Origin of the sequence: Blastopirellula marina (genome assembly GCF_002967715.1) — a bacterium.
In the GTDB taxonomy this organism is placed as follows: Bacteria; Planctomycetota; Planctomycetia; order Pirellulales; family Pirellulaceae; genus Bremerella; species Bremerella marina_B.
The window spans coordinates 1-15,166 of record NZ_PUIA01000069.1 but is presented as its reverse complement, the minus strand read 5'-3'; the positions used below and the strand labels follow the sequence as shown (position 1 = coordinate 15,166).

General features: G+C 55.0%; 13 protein-coding genes. 9 read left to right on the top strand and 4 right to left on the bottom strand.

The window, feature by feature from the left end:
- Positions 1-14 precede the first annotated feature (14 nt).
- The 7 genes from C5Y96_RS20560 to C5Y96_RS20530 are packed head-to-tail and all read left to right on the top strand — an operon-like array spanning position 15 to position 10,218.
- The gene (locus tag C5Y96_RS20560; RefSeq protein WP_105357288.1) at positions 15-905 is read left to right on the top strand and encodes a hypothetical protein; all 891 of its coding nucleotides are present in this window, start codon (positions 15-17) and stop codon (positions 903-905) included.
- A 26-nt stretch (positions 906-931) separates the two neighbouring features.
- Positions 932-1,615 (top strand): MotA/TolQ/ExbB proton channel family protein, encoded by a 684-nt coding sequence (locus C5Y96_RS20555; RefSeq protein WP_105357286.1) that lies wholly within the window; start codon positions 932-934, stop codon positions 1,613-1,615.
- Between the two features lie 16 nt (positions 1,616-1,631).
- Positions 1,632-2,144, top strand: a complete 513-nt coding sequence (locus C5Y96_RS20550) for an ExbD/TolR family protein (RefSeq protein ID WP_105357284.1) — start codon at positions 1,632-1,634, stop codon at positions 2,142-2,144.
- Entirely contained in the window at positions 2,141-2,848 is a 708-nt protein-coding gene (locus C5Y96_RS20545; RefSeq protein WP_114322197.1) for an ExbD/TolR family protein, read from the top strand. Before C5Y96_RS20550 ends, C5Y96_RS20545 begins: the two co-directional genes overlap by 4 nt.
- 59 nt (positions 2,849-2,907) lie before the next feature.
- Entirely contained in the window at positions 2,908-6,315 is a 3,408-nt protein-coding gene (locus C5Y96_RS20540) for a PQQ-binding-like beta-propeller repeat protein (protein WP_105357281.1), read from the top strand.
- A complete protein-coding gene (locus tag C5Y96_RS20535) occupies positions 6,312-8,657 on the top strand; it encodes an ABC transporter substrate-binding protein (protein ID WP_105357279.1) in 2,346 nt (781 codons plus the stop codon). Before C5Y96_RS20540 ends, C5Y96_RS20535 begins: the two co-directional genes overlap by 4 nt.
- Before the next feature lie 10 nt (positions 8,658-8,667).
- A complete protein-coding gene (locus tag C5Y96_RS20530) occupies positions 8,668-10,218 on the top strand; it encodes a hypothetical protein (RefSeq protein WP_105357276.1) in 1,551 nt (516 codons plus the stop codon).
- A 9-nt stretch (positions 10,219-10,227) separates the two neighbouring features.
- On the opposite strand, the gene C5Y96_RS20525 is transcribed toward C5Y96_RS20530, so the two are convergent.
- Together C5Y96_RS20525 and C5Y96_RS20520 are read right to left on the bottom strand one after the other, a co-directional pair.
- Positions 10,228-11,571: a serine/threonine protein kinase gene (locus tag C5Y96_RS20525; RefSeq protein WP_233199040.1), complete on the bottom strand. Its 1,344-nt coding sequence runs from the start codon at positions 11,569-11,571 to the stop codon at positions 10,228-10,230.
- A gap of 200 nt (positions 11,572-11,771) precedes the next feature.
- The gene (locus C5Y96_RS20520) at positions 11,772-12,488 is read right to left on the bottom strand and encodes an RluA family pseudouridine synthase (RefSeq protein ID WP_105357271.1); all 717 of its coding nucleotides are present in this window, start codon (positions 12,486-12,488) and stop codon (positions 11,772-11,774) included.
- Between C5Y96_RS20520 and C5Y96_RS20515 the strand changes: the two genes are divergently transcribed.
- Positions 12,388-13,044, top strand: coding sequence for a nucleoside triphosphate pyrophosphatase (locus C5Y96_RS20515; RefSeq protein ID WP_315850663.1), 657 nt, complete (start codon positions 12,388-12,390; stop codon positions 13,042-13,044). The genes C5Y96_RS20520 and C5Y96_RS20515 overlap by 101 nt on opposite strands.
- A 25-nt stretch (positions 13,045-13,069) precedes the next feature.
- On the top strand, positions 13,070-13,327 hold the full coding sequence (locus tag C5Y96_RS20510; protein ID WP_105357267.1) for a hypothetical protein: 258 nt from the start codon (positions 13,070-13,072) through the stop codon (positions 13,325-13,327).
- Here the strand turns inward: C5Y96_RS20510 and C5Y96_RS20505 are convergent.
- Both C5Y96_RS20505 and C5Y96_RS20500 read right to left on the bottom strand, forming a co-directional pair.
- The gene (locus C5Y96_RS20505; RefSeq protein WP_105357264.1) at positions 13,324-14,271 is read right to left on the bottom strand and encodes a methyltransferase domain-containing protein; all 948 of its coding nucleotides are present in this window, start codon (positions 14,269-14,271) and stop codon (positions 13,324-13,326) included. The genes C5Y96_RS20510 and C5Y96_RS20505 overlap by 4 nt on opposite strands.
- Positions 14,272-14,401: 130 nt before the next feature.
- The gene (locus C5Y96_RS20500) at positions 14,402-14,965 is read right to left on the bottom strand and encodes a hypothetical protein (RefSeq protein ID WP_105357261.1); all 564 of its coding nucleotides are present in this window, start codon (positions 14,963-14,965) and stop codon (positions 14,402-14,404) included.
- Positions 14,966-15,166 lie beyond the last annotated feature (201 nt).

Genomic DNA, 15,166 nt, shown 5'->3' with positions numbered 1-15,166 from the left:
AAAATGCCTGGTCCATGGCGTCGATCGCACCCCACAATAAGAGCAAGCAGAGGCCGGTTCACGCCAACCTGGCCAAGGTGTCGGCGTACGATCAGGTTTCAGGATTGCTGGTGGCGGTGTTGATACTGGTCGGCACCGGCGTAGGTGTGTTGTTTGTCATTTTTCTGACGACGCAAAACTGGGAAACGAACGTCTCGATTCCTGTCATCATCGAGCCAACGCCAGGCCGGGGGGATCATGCCGCAGGGATCGCCCAGGATCTGGAAGCACCAGGCCTGGAAGAACTGGAAGAAGTTCTCGAACCACAGATCGAAGCCAACTACCAGGCCGTTACCGATGCCGTCACGTCGCAACAGGCGACGCTGGAAAACGTGGATGGTGCGGCACAGACAACCGACGGCGGAACCGGCCAGGGAGATAGTCGTCCGCTGGGGCCGGAAGGGAACGGAATTGATATCGTCCCCCGGTGGGAACGCTGGCAGATCGAGTTCGCCGGTTCCGACCTGGCGACCTATGCCAAGCAACTCGATCATTTCGGCATCGAACTGGGAACTGCCGGTGGTGGTGTGCAAACGATTGACTACGCTGCGAACTTTACGGCCACAACGCCTAAGCGTCGAACGGGTTCTGGCAAAGCGGAAGACCGGCTCTATTTCACCTGGAAGTCTGGCTCGCTTCGCGAGGCCGATTTGGAATTGCTGAAACGAGCTGGCGTCAACGCAAAAGGGCGAATTCCGATGCAGTTCTATCCTGCAGATACGGAAAACCTGCTGGCGTTTGTCGAGCAGCAGTTCATGGGGGATCGCCCTTTGCATTCGATTCGAAAAACGGTGTTCGGTATCCGCCCGACTTCAAACGGGTACGAGTTTTACGTCATGCGTCAGATGCAACGCAGTACGAGATAGCCCACGCATTTTTAGCGGTACATAAGATGGACATTACGAAACTTACCGAATACTTTGCTGCGTCGATGTACGTGGCGCTGGGTCTGATTGCGTTATGGGGCGCGTACTGCGTGACGATGATCTGGGTTCGCGTAGCACAGAAACGATTCCGTAGCGAAGCCCAGCAAGATGCGTTTCTAGATGCGGTGGAAGAACCGCTCGAACGTGGCGACTTTCAAGAGGCGAGTGAGCTCTGCGAGTCGGATCCGCGTGCCCTGCCCCAACTCGCCTACCTGGCCATCGAGAACCGAGAAATTGGTTACGCGCAGGTAAGGCAGTTGGTCGTAGAACGTTTCCAACGAGATGTGCTGGCGGATCTCGATCATCGCATTAGTTGGGTCAACACGGTGATCAAGGGAGCACCAATGGTTGGTCTCTTGGGTACGGTGACCGGCATGATGGGGGCGTTTGGGAAACTGGCCGCGGCCGAGCAAGTTAAGGCCAGTGACATGGCCAACGACATTAGCTTGGCACTGGTCACCACGGCTTTGGGACTGGTGATCGCGATTCCGCTGACCTTCTGTTTGAACAGCGTGAACATTCGCATTCGCAAGATGGAAGACCTGGTCGCGGTCGGACTGACTCGCTTCATGGGAAGCTTGCGCGAGGCCATCGCCACGGAAGCGATGAGCGAGCTGGAAGAAATTCAACCGGTGAGCACCTCGGAATAATAAGCGAAAAGTGGTCATGTCGAACGAATTGATTGAACTCGAGGAAGGCGAGATCATGCCGGCCCGCAGGCGGCCGCAGGAAAGTGAACTCGACATCACACCGATGATCGACATTACCTTCCTGTTGTTGATCTTCTTCATCGTGACGTCCAATCTGCAGCAGCAGACTGCCGCCAAGATGCCGCCAGCGAAGCATGGTACAACCGTTTCTTCCCTGGAGTCGGCCGTGATTACGATGACCGCCAGCCAGGCCGAGGGGCGAGCGATTGTTTATTTGTCGGATGGGGTCTCGCCTGAATCCAGGGCAGAAGAGAACGATTTGAATCGCCAGGAAGAGGAAATTTCCGAATACATCGAACGCAGCTTTGCCGGCACGTCGGAAAGCAAGGTTCCCAAACGTCATTTGCTGATTAAAGCAGATGGCAGGGTTCCTTATGGTGAAGTCGAGCGGGTAGCCCTCGCCGCGACGCGAGGTGGTGTCGTTGATACGGTCGAACGTCTCTATTTGGGGGTGCAGGACAAGAAGTGAGCACCGGCGTTTTTCGATTCCGATGCCCCGCGTGTAGCGACCTTCTGTCGGCTAGTGTCGACATGATTGGCGGGACCACTTATTGCTCGAACTGCGATACGCGGTTGGAAGTCCCCAAGCCGGCACGCCTGAGCGACTCGCACGAGGAAGAAGAGTTTCTGGAACTGACCACGGAAGATGTGGTCGAGCCGCAGCCGAAACCTCGGGCGTCCGAAAATGTCGTTGCCCAGGAACAGCCGGTCAAATTTGCCTCGCACCGAGAAGGCGCGGACGGAGAACTCGACCTGACACCGATGGTCGACGTGACCTTCCTGCTGTTGATCTTCTTCATGGTGACGGCCTCGTTTCAAATTCAAAAGTCGATGGAGGTGCCTGCTCCGAAAGACAACGCTCCCAGCGCTGTTGCGCAGCAGGATGAGGATCCCGAGGATGATCCAGACAATATTCTGGTGCGGATCGATTCGTTTAACACGTATTACGTCGGATGCGCGGCGTGGGATCAGGAACGCGAAGCACCGAGCGAGCAGGAACTGTATCGCCAGATTCGCGAAGCCCGGGCCTCGAATCCCTCGCAGCCCCCTCGAACGCTCTTGGTGATTGCCCACGTCGAAGCATTGCACGAAAAAGTGATCACCGCACTCGATGCCGGCGCGGATGCCGGAGTCGATTCGATTCGGTTGTTGTCGACCGAGGAAGATTTGTGACAACTCGGTAACCAGCCTGAACTCAACTGATTCGTTCACTAGCAGAGAATTAAGCCACGATGAACATTTCGGAATTCATCGACCTGATCGAAGCCCACGACTACATGGCCGATAATCAAATCGCTGCCATGCGTCGTCAATTGAATACCGGGCAGTTGGATCTCTCGATCGAAGAGTTGGTGCATTTCCTGCTGGATCGACAACGCCTGACCAAGTATCAGGCAAAGAAGCTCCTTTCCGAAGCAAGGTCGGGCATAACGGCCGAGTCCATCCCCGTCAGCGAGGGACGTCGCCGGGCACAGCAGAAATGGGTAGACGCCGCCCCGGTAAAAGAAGAGATCGTTGAGACCGAGCCCGATGACCTGGTTGCATTGGACGACTTTCCCCGCGATGAAGACGAAGCCACTGTCGATCCGCTGGAACTTGGGGGCCTCGATGGATTCGCCGGCGAACCAGACGAAGCAGATCCCTTTGCCAAAGGGCATAAAGGGAAAGCATCGGCTCACAAAAAGAAAACAAGTCGAACCAATCCGTGGGACTCTCCCCTGCTCCTGTTTGGCGGCGGCAGTCTCGTTTTGTTGTTGTTGGTTGGCGGTCTGCTTTACTTCTGGCTTGCATTCGACAGCGGCGACGACATGTTTCAGGCTGCCGAGAAAAGTTATCGCAGTGGATCGTATATTCAAGCCGGTGCCGAATACGACAAGTTCATTCGCCGCTTCCCTGATCATCCGAGCACTCCCCTGGCGAAAGTTCGGCTGGGCATGGCTGCTTTGTGGAACATGGTTGAAGGGACCAGTGACTGGGAACGAGCGCTGAAAACAACACAGGAGGTCCTGCCAGAGATTGATCAGTCCCCTGCGTTTGATGAAGCTCGACCCGAGTTGGCAACCATTCTTCCGGAAATTGCCTCTGGTTTGACTCTTCAGGCACAACAGTCGGGAAGCGTCGAGCAGAAGCAGCGGCAATCCGATCTGGCAAGTGCTGCCATGGAGTTGGTCAACGATCCGACTTACCTGCCGACCTCGCTACGCGAAGCTCAGCGATCACGGATCGAAGCGATTGAGATGGATCTGGTCCGTGTTCGGCGCGAAATCGACCGCGACCAGGCCAAGAACGAGACGCTTGCCAAGATCGAGCAAAGCACTGCTGAGGGCAAGTTTCAGCAGGTCTATCAGTTGCGACGATCGTTGGTCGATTCTTATCCTGGACTTCGCACCGATGAAAGCTTGATCGCCGCCGTCTCGTCAGCCGCTACGAAGCTAGTTGATCAGGTTATTCCACTCGATAACTTTCCCGCTCCGATTACCGAAGACCCAAGCGACATGAACTTGATGTCGGAGGTAACCCTGGTTCAGCGTGAGCCAGCCTTGCCGGCGTCGGCTAGTAGCGAGACGGCAGTCTTTCGCCTGGATGGTACGGCGTACGCCATCGAAATCGATACCGGCAAACTGTTGTGGCGGCGATACGTCGGTCTCGACGAAAACGCTCAGGCGATCACATGGTCTGCTGACGGAGATAAGTTGGTCGCGGCATTAATCGATACGCGGGAGAACTCGCTACTCGCAGTCGATCAGCGAACCGGAGATGTACTCTGGCAGCAGAAGTTCGAGAGCCCTTTGTTTCGCCCGAAAGTTTTCGAGAACTCCGTACTCGTGGCAGAGCGTAACGGCAAGGTATGGAAGCTTGCCCGCGAGTCAGGCGAAGTCATCGCCGCTGTTCAGCTCCCCCAAGAAATCTCAGCACCGCCGGGAATGTTGGAGGAGGTCGCCGGGGTTTATGTGGTGGCGGAGCATTCGAACGTCTATGTGCTTTCCCCAGACAACCTCATCTGCGGTGAAGTGATTCCTGTGGGGCACGAAGTGGGCACGATCACGGTAGAACCAACCGGCACGCTGCGGCAATTGTTTCTTTTCGAGAATGCCGGGCTCGAGTACAGCTTTTTGCATCTGTTCAGCGTCGATGCTGGGGGAACCGGGGCGAAGGTCACCCAAGATGTCGTTCGACAGGCTGGGCAGGTGCTGGTAGCACCGGTCATTACCGATGCTCGGCTGGTGGCAACGAACGATCGAGGGGAGGTGCTGGTTTACGAGGTTAATACTGCCGCCAAGGACGTACCGGTGCGTCTGGTTGCGGCAACCAAAGCCGATAGCTCGGAACCCATTTTAGGCTATGCGGTAGTGAGCCGCGGAGACTTGTGGGTGTGCGATCGACGAATGACCCGATACGTGATGCAGCTTTCACGGGGATCCGTCGTGCGAAAGATGGTCGATCACGATGGCGACACATTCGTGGCCAGGCCTCTCATTCGAGGCGACATGATCGTTCATGCCAGGCGAAGTACCAGTGCCGACGGCTACGTCATTGAGGCCCAGCGTATCAAGTCCAACAAGCTCGAAGACATCTGGCAAACCACTATCGGAACACCAACCGCCGGCCAGGCATTCAAGCTCAAAGACGCAAGTTCGCCTTTGGTCGCTACAACTCGTGGTGCCGTTTATCCACTGCCCAAGCTGGGGATGGGCAACGTTCAAATCCTCGACCAGCCGCAGTCTAAGCTGGAAGTCACGACCAAGCCGTATCATTTCGGTGATGGTCAAAAGGTAGATGACTCGAATCAGTTGTTTTTTCCGCCTGACGGCGAGAACCGTTCGATGGTGGTCCGTTCCAATGGTGGAAAGGTGGCAACGCGAGTCGTTGCCTGGGAGATTCCGGCCACCGCCAGAGCAACCAGCCCGCGCGTGTGGAACGACTATGTCTTGATCCCCACCAAGATCGGGCAAATCCTGGTGGTTGATGCCAAGTCTGGGGCGGCCGATGTTCAGCCATTTCAGCCGGAACTAGCATTTGGTGAAACAATTCACTGGTCGTATCCCGCGATTGTCGGTGGATCGACACCCTCGGTCGTCGTCAGCGATCAAGGGAATCGCCTGTTTCGTCTGGCGGTCGAGGCCAGCCCCGAACCTCACCTGACTGCCGTAGATGAGGTGAAGCTGACCGAACCATTGTCAGGTCAATTGGCCGTGGCGGGGCTGATGCTGGTCGGCGTTGGTAGCCAAGACGAGCAAGACGCTGTTCGCCTGTTCCAGCTACCGGAAATGGCGGAACAAACCCCGATCGCCGTCACCGGCGATATCGTCATGCCTCCTCGTTCTGTGGGAGGACGCGTTTACTGTGCAACCTCCAAGGATGGGCTCATTGCGATCCGAGATGACTTCTCGATCGCTTGGAAGTGCCCACTGAAGGAGATGGCAATTGCCAGTGGGCCGGTGCCGGTGAAGAACCTGTTGGCTATTTCGTTTACCCAAGGTCAGGTATGGCTGATCGATGAAGCGACGGGCGAACTGGTTACCGAGTTCAACGTAGGTGAACCTCTAGCGGACGGCCTGTCGTACTTCGACGGGCAGCTTTGGGCCCATGGCTACGATGGGACGCTGCATGGTATTTCGTTGGAAGGAATGGTGCCATGATGCGTTTTGCCAAACAAGCGAGAATTGCATGGGCATTCGTGCTGATGCTGGCATTCGCTGCGCCGTTAACGGCGCAAAATGGTGATCAGCCCGACGAGCAACAGATTCCGGTCGAGATGACCAAGCCTCTGATCGAGCGTGATCCGTACGATTTGGTTACGGTTGTATCGTCGAAGGATGGCAAGCCGCTGCGCATCATGTCCATCAACGAACCGGCATTTCGTGCCGGGGGAACCGAGCGAGGTGGTCATATAACGGTAGAACTGGCCGATATGCCTGGCCGCAAGTTTCAGATTGCGTGGCGAGATGTGCTCGCGTATCAGCCCTTTCCGCAATTGCTGGTCGACGAAGCCAAAAAGAACCTGAGCGATAAGAACTTTGATCTGGCTTTTCGGTATCTGCAGCGTCTCAACGACGAGTATGCCGGCTACCCCGGTACCGAGCGACTTCTTGAAGAGCTACTCGTTCAGAATGCGTTAGAGCGATTTCAAGCCAGAGCACTCGACGAAGCTTTGGGGATGCTCGAAGAAGCGAAACGCAAGTTTCCGAAAAAATCAGGCATGGATAAGTCGATTGAAAGTGTCGGCCTGCGTCTGGTGCAAAAGGAGATCGATGATCGTCAGTGGCAATCTGCTCGGAAATTAATCGATCGATTCGAGAGCGTCTACGGAGACCAATTCGCCGACAGTATCCGCAAGTGGCGTGCGGATCTGGCCCGGCGAGCTCAGCAGCAGATCGATCGCGCCAAGCAGCAAATCGCCAAGCAGGAATACCGAGCAGCATTGGAAGCCACCAATCTGGCGTTGGCGATCGATCCGACGATCCCCTTGGGGAAAGAACAACTGGAAGAGCTGATTCGACGCTACCCGCAGGTCCGGATCGCCACACTGGCCACCGGAGATGCCATGCCACCTCATGGGACTTTAACTTGGAGTGGTCGACGCAACAAACGGCTGATCTATCGCGACCTTACTGAAATCGTCGGCTATGGTCCCGAAGGGGGCGAGTACATATCACCGTTCGGTTCGGTCATTCGCCCGGTCGATCGGTTCGAGCTGTCGATTGTGTTGCGGGATCGACTGACGCCAGTGACTGGCTTTGACCTTTCCCGCCAGCTTCAAGATCCCGCTTCGCGGCAGGACGAAATCTTGGCGGAACTGACACCCCTGATCGAAAAGATTGCCGTCCGTGAAATCCGGCAAGTCGATCTGCGATTGAGGCTGCCCCATGTTCGGCCAGAGGCGCTACTGGGGTTTGTTCCACGAAAAGGAGACGTCTCGCAGTTCCCGATTCCACCGAATGGCCCCTACCGCCCGATAACGGTCCAAGAAGACGGGCAATACTTCGTTCCGGAAAAGGATTCAGGCCTCGCGGCGAATCGCCCCCCCAGTGAGATCCAGCTAATTCCTTTTGGGACAACATCTGATGCGATGCTCGCCCTGGAAGCTGGCGACGTTCACATGGTCGACCGATTAGACCCTGCGACAGCCGTTCGATTGTCAGTGGAAACTCCAGAGGATCTTGTTCTTGATCACTATCGCGCTCCGACACTGCATGTCTTAGTTCCTAATTTGAACAATCCCCATCTCAAGAATCGCGACTTTCGCCGTGGGCTATTGTATGGAATCAATCGTCAAGAGATTTTGCAGTCACGACTTCTAGGGGGCAAGGAACTGGACGGATGCCGGCTGGTGAGTGCTCCGATACCCAATGGGGTAAGTCCTGACGATCCCGTTTCGTACGGATACGATCTGTCGATCGCCCCCCGCAGTTACGAGCCACAGATGAGCATCGCGCTGCAGAAGCTGGCCGAAATCAAGCTGCGTGAAGATGCCGAGGAAAACAATCAGGCATTGGTTCCCTTGTCGAAGCTGGTGATTGGGCACCCCGATTCCGAAGTTTCTCGACAAACCTGTCTGGCAATCGTGCAGTATTACAAACGTTTGGGACTTCCTTGCGAGCTAAAGACGGTAAGTCCCGAGGTAACCGATCCAGCGGCCGTCGAGGTCGACCTGCTTTACGTCGAAGTTCAAATCGCCGAACCGCTGGTCGACGTTCCCCGGATGTTCGACCGGTACATCCCCCTCGTCCATCAAACGCAATACTTTCAACTGGCTTTACGGCAGATAGGGCAATCGCGAAGCTGGCAGGATGTTCGTGAACGATTCTGGTCGTTGCACCGCCTGGCTCATGATGACTTGCTGATTCTCCCGTTATTTCAACTCCAAGATTATTTCGTCTACCGACGGTCGCTCGGTGGAGTTGGGTATCAGCCGATGACGTTGTTTCAACAGGTCGAACGTTGGGACCTCGCACCCGCTTGGGATGTCGCGAAGAATTGATTCTCCATATATGAATTTACGACTGAAGACATTTCGATGGCTTTGCGGAGCGTGCCTGGCACTGCTCTGGGGGGCGTCGTGTGCTCAAGCCGCAGAGAACTTGCCGTGGGAGATCGCTCCGTATCGAACATTGGTCTGGATAGAGACACAGCCAGACTGCCATTGGGACGACGCGTTTTTCACACGTTTTACCCAAACGCTCAACGATACGCGTTACGCGACCAGCGGAGCAGTTTTGGCGACCGACATTCGACATGCTCCGCTACCGCTTGCGCGGTGGCTTACCGGTAACGTCACTGCCACTTCATTCACGGCTCGCCTGAAAAGCCTTGGAATTGGGGTCGAGCAGTACGATCGAATTCAGCTGATTTCTATCGAACATGACGGAGATTGGGCAATCGCTTTTCGCGAGTTCGATACCCTCACGCGATCTTGGGGAAGTGTCCATCGCACATCGGTTCGCCAGCGTTCGTTATTGTCGACAGCCACGTTACGGCTCATGTACGACAAGTTCTTGCCGCTGGCAAAAATAACCGATGTCGAGAAGCCCAATGTGGCTTTGGCCCTGAAAGCAACCACGCTGGTCGAGGAAGAAGGCCGCTCGCGTGAGCAACGCATCCGCGAGGCTGTGGCATTCGCTCCGCCCGTTGACGAGGTTGATTGGAGTAAGCTGCCCCCCCTGGGATCCTCCGAGGTACTTTACCCTGGCCAGATTCCTGGTCATGTGAGCGTGGGAGAGGCGATGCAGCCGATCTTGCGTCGCAACGATCGTCAGGGCAACCTGGTTCCAGAAAACGGAATCGTGGTGATGCCATGGACCTATGTAAGTTGCAACGCGAACGATGGTTTGCAAATCCGTGGCACCATGATCTCTGGCTACACCCAGCCCCTGCCAGGCCGGCGAAACGTTCGCACGCAGCGTTTGGCTCTGGGGGTGCGCCCCGCTTACGACGACACCGAGCTTAAGCTGGTCGATAAGTCAACCGAAGCGATGCCCCTGGCCGGGTACGAAGTCTATTCCAAAGATCCCGATGGACCAACGCTGCTGGGGGCTTCCGATGCCAGTGGAGGCCTACCGATCGTAAAGGATCCTCAATCCGCGGTTCGCACGCTTTACGTTCGCAGCGGTGGTAACCTGCTGGCCCGATTGCCGATTGTGCCTGGGCACGACCAAGCGATTACTGCGCGTATTCCCAATGACAGTCCTCGTTTACTCGCTGAAGGCTTTGTCGAGGGATGGCGCGATCAACTTGTCGATACGATGGCACGCCGACAGATTCTCGCGCAGCGTGTGCAGCGAAAGATTGAGCTTGGCGAACTCGACGATGCCAAGAAGTGGCTGGTTCAACTTCGATCCGAACGGACGGTCAATGAACTGGCGTTTGATTTGCGATCGGCTAAGGGACAGTTCCTGAAGGACAGCAAGCTCGATCCTATGATCAAACGCCGCATCGACGAACTGTTCGAGAAAGGCCAGCGCCTGATAGCGCAGGACAAAAGCTTGTTCGTCGAAGGAAATCTTGCCAAGCAATTGGAAGAAGCTCAAAACGCCCAGCGCTGATGGGCGTAATTATTGGCTAATCACGGTGGCGACATAGGCCACGATCGCTCCAAACACCGCCGAAGCTGGCAGGCCGAAGACCAATGCCATGATCAATTGCTTTTCGCGCCGTGTATAACGCGTAATCACGGGAATAGGAGGCGGAATCGCGCCCGATTTGCGCGAGTCACGAATGGTCTTCGTGTCCTGGTCCGCCATTAAAGCTTGAACGGTCGACTGCGAATACTGGCTGCCTTGTTCAGCGCTCGAGCCCGATCCGCTCTCGGAAAGCTCGTAAACATTCGAGCCTGCTTCGGTGTCGTTCAAACGAGCCGATTCGGCACCGGTGTAAACGGGCGGTGGCGGCTGCCAGGCCGACTTGATCGGTTGACCAGTGAAATCCGAAGCGCGATGATCCGATGCCCACGGTTCGAGACGGGCCACGACTTCGCTGGCCGATGCAATGCGGCGTAGCGGGTCCTTTTCCATCATTTCCGCGATGATTTCGACCAGTTCGCGATCGATGCTCGGATTAAAGCGATGCGGATGCAGTGGCGGTTCTTCGCAGTGCCGACGTGCCTTGTCTTTGACATTTCCGCCAGGGAAAGGAACTTTGCCCGTCAACGCGTAATAGAACGTGCAGCCGAGCGAGTAAATATCCCACTTGGCCGAGACGTCATGTGGATCGCGAATCTGTTCAGGAGCGAGGTAGTCGATGGTGCCGACGATTTTTCCGAGTTTGGATTCTTCGGAATTGTCGTTCATGAAGTCGGCCAGACCCAGGTCGGAAACCTTCGATGTTCCGTCACGGGTCACCAAGATATTGCCAGGCTTTACGTCGCGGTGAATCAGCTTCTTGTCGTGGGCATACGCCAAGCCACGTGCGGCCTGCGAAATGATACTCGCCCCTTGGTGTTGATTGAGGTGCCCTTTAGCTCGGACCAGGCGGCGGAGGTCGGTACCTGGGACGTATTCAGTCACCAGGAAGTGAACGTTACCGTCCTGACCGGCATCGTAGGCACGAACCAGGTTGGCATGATCCAGCTGGGCCTGCATCCGGATTTCGCGGAGAAACCGCCCAATCGACTCTGGGGTCGAACGCTGCTGCGGCAAAACTTTGATGGCGACTTCACGCCCCATAAAGTTGTGTTCGGCCTTGAATACCTGCCCCATCCCCCCCTGCCCGATCCAGTCGGTAATGACATAAGGGCCGAGGGTTAACTTGGTAAGACCTTTCGACAACTGATCGGCCTGATACTGCGTGAGCATTTTGCAGTTGATCAGGTAGTCAGAAAGTTCCTCATCCGAGAACTCGTGCTTGAGGGAGCCTTCGCGCAGCGTCTTCATGGCGTCCTCGAGCTGTTTGGCAGTCACGAGGCCGCTGGCTAGCGCGGAATCTCGAAATTTTTTAGTCTGAGAGCTGGACACCGTTAAGATCAATTGAAGAGGCTTGAGGCTCTATTAGTTTAACTTTCAGCAGCCGTTTCTGGGGAGGCTTTGCCGATCAATATTCTCCAAAAAACAGAACATTGTTTCTATGCTATTTACCTCGGAGATCGCTGTAAGGTTTTAATTTATAGGAAGTTATGCCAGATTGCTGGAATCGGGGCGGTTATCGTCAGCTTTTCCTTAGATACGGGATGTCCGATCACCAATTCCGCGGCATGCAGTGCGATACCGGCTGGAAATGGAGCTGAGCTTCCGTACTTTCGGTCTCCTAAAATGGGGACTCGACGGCTGGCCAGTTGAACGCGAATTTGATGCTTCCGGCCGGTCAAAAGTTTGATAGTGAGATGATAGCCAGTTGGGACTTCTTCGACGGACTCGACCAGCAGTTCCCCTTTTTGCCCACCAGCCGTTTGATGCCGGGAAGCGATCATGCGGTGATTTTTCTCGTCTTTGCGGATCCAATCGGTCAACTTGCCGGTTTCAACGACACCGCTTCCCGAAACAATTGCCTGGTAGGTCTTTTCAGTGGTGCGTTCTCGAAATTGTTCATTCAGTCGTTTGGCAGCCTTAGAAGTTTTGGCAAATAACAAAACACCGGTCACCATACTATCGAGTCGGCTCACAACGCCCAGGTAGACGTTCCCCGGTTTGTCGTACTTTTGCTTGAGATACGCTTTTACGAGAGTGACCGCACTTTCCTCCCCTTCGCGAACCCCCATTGTCGAGAGGCCTGGAGGTTTCATGATGGCGATCAGGTGGTTATCTTCGTACAGAACTTCCAAGGGAGCCAACGCAGCACTTTCCGGTAAATCAATGATGGCGAAATTCGCTGAATCTCTCATTTTGGCCAGTCAGTCTCCGCGACGGCAACTCCTGTTAAAGGAGGCGGGCTACGATGTTACGGTAATTACTCCGAGCCCGCATGCGGAAACTCCTCCTCGTCTAGACGAAACGCCACGGGAATCGGTTCTAAGAATCGCCCGAGAAAAAGCCGAAGACGTGGCGAGCCGAGTAGACCAAGGAATCATTTTGGCTGGGGATACGCTGGCAGAACTCAACGGTCGACCTCTCGGCAAACCGGCCGATCGGGAACATGCTCGAGAAATTCTACGAGCTTTACGGGGACACGATCATTTCGTCTGGTCGGCCATTTGTCTATGGCGTCGGCCGATGGACGAAGTATTGGTCGATGTCGATCGAACGACGGTGAAGATGGCCCCTCTTTCCGATGACGAGATCGAAGAGTACCTCGATTCAGGCCTATGGGAAGGTAAAGCAGGTGCGTTTGGTATCCAGGACCGCACCGGATGGGTGGAAATCGATGAGGGAAGTCTCACCAATGTGGTTGGGCTACCGATGGAACTGTTCAGGCAAATGCTGAGTCGGTTCAACGAGTAAGCACTTCTTCAATCACGGCGTATCAATGAAAGAATCTCATCAGCATACGACTTCGTGGCCAAAGTGGATGGTTGTCATCTTGGCAGTGCCATTTATTTACGTGCTGAGCAGCGGGCCTGTTATCGGTTTGGCATTTTGGCTACGGGAGTCGACCGGCTGGGATGGCTTTTACCTGGTATTGTGGCTTTATTACCCGATCATCATTCTCGGCCACGACAATCCCCTGGACTATTACATCGAGTGGTGGGTCGTCGACGTGTTCAATACCGTAGGGCCAGGTTAGAACCCGCCTTGGTAGTCGGAAAGCAGTTCTCGATCGGACAAAATGATCGGGCTTTTACGACCCAGAAAGAAAAATGCCGAGGCAGCGTCCATGGCCTGTTTCTTTTTGGCGAGATAGTAGTCGAAATATTTCAGCCAGAAAAAGGAAATCCGCGAGGCAAAGCTGACTGCTCCTCGCATTCGCTGCGAAGAAAAGAAGCTCAGCATGAAATATCGCAGCGACCAGGCCAGTGCGACGCCTGGTCCGCAACTGATGCCGCTGTCGATCTCTTCAAAATGTCTGAATAGCCGACGATGCCCCAAGCGGGTAAAGCGGGTGAAGTCGTACTGGCGACCGTGTACCTGTTGAATGAACGGCGTATCAGCGTAGACGACGCCGTCATCCTTCAGCACACGATAAATTTCGTCGACGCAGCGTGTCGGATCGACGACATGCTCTAACACTGCTTGAACGATGACGGCATCGAAGACGCCATCGCGAAATGGCAAATCGTGGGCATCGCAAATGACTTTAGTTTGGGGACCCCACGAAACATCCGTTTCAACCCATTCGATATCGAGATCTCTCAAAGCTTCGCCAAGGCCTGCTCCGACGACCCCACCGCCCACGACAAGCACACGCGTTCGCCCCGGACGACTCTTAAGCAGATCCAAAAGCTTCTGAGCATTGCGATCGGCGTTGATGTTCAGCGAGACGTCCGGAATCCGATGGCTGATCCACTCACGCCATTTGGGGATCGATCGAAAGAACGTGTCTTCCTTTTTCAGGAACGATTGGGTGTCGAAGATGCTGTTGTCTTCGCGGACCAGGATCGGGACCCCTTCGGTAGTTGGGAACTCCGAGCGACACTGGGGATCAGTGCAAACGACCGTATCACCGCGCAGCTCTAACCCACCATGACATTTAGGGCACGAGGCAATCTGCCAATCGAGAAACGTTGCCATGCGCGGCGAATCCTTGAATACGAGGACAAAATCAGTCCAGAAATCGATTCAAGGATAGGTTGGGATTCGAAATACGATGACGATAATCTGGCCTCAGGGAGCCAAAGACGTGGGAACAAAGATCGCTTTACTAGTTGTTCCCGTCGATGACCCCAGAAACGTTAGCCGGTTCTTCCGATTCTAACGATGAAGAGGGTTCCAAATCCTCTTCGTCAGGAGCCTCGCTCAGCGGAACGTAATCGTCAGGAGTCGGCCCCAGATCAAACTCTCCATTGGAGGTCCTCAGAATTCGCTGAGTGAAACTTGATTCGTTCGTCAAACCTGGTGCCTCGACGATGATCTCACCGCTGGCCTTGCTCCCTTTGACGTCGAAGGACCAAAAGTCATCGGACTTGAACTCGTCATCCGCCTCGACGGAGTCGAAGATGTTGGCGCTGACGGATTCAATCTCTCCGAGTTCGCGTTTGACATCGGGATGGTCTTTGAGTTGACGCTGGACCTCGACTTCCATCTCTTCCATAAAGAAGAGCCCAGAACCATCGGAGAATGCTCCCAACCCGAGAACACCCAGCATGCAGCCGCCGCACCCGAGGCAGGCAATCACGGTAATCGCGCCGACCACGCCTAAGATAATAAGGACCGGATTGTTACTGGATCCGGTACGAAACGAGCGGCGTGTGCGGTCCATCGACATAGAAGTACCTTCGGGATTCCCTAACCAGTGATTTACCTAGAAGCAGTGATGCAGCAGTTGTACTTTGACACGGCGCAATAAAAAAGCCCCGCTTGAGTTAAGCGGGGCTTTGGAAGTGTAAATGAATCCGGCGATACCTACTTTCGCACTGGTGGGCACTATCATCGGCTGGTTGTGCTTAACTGCTGTGTTCGGAATGGG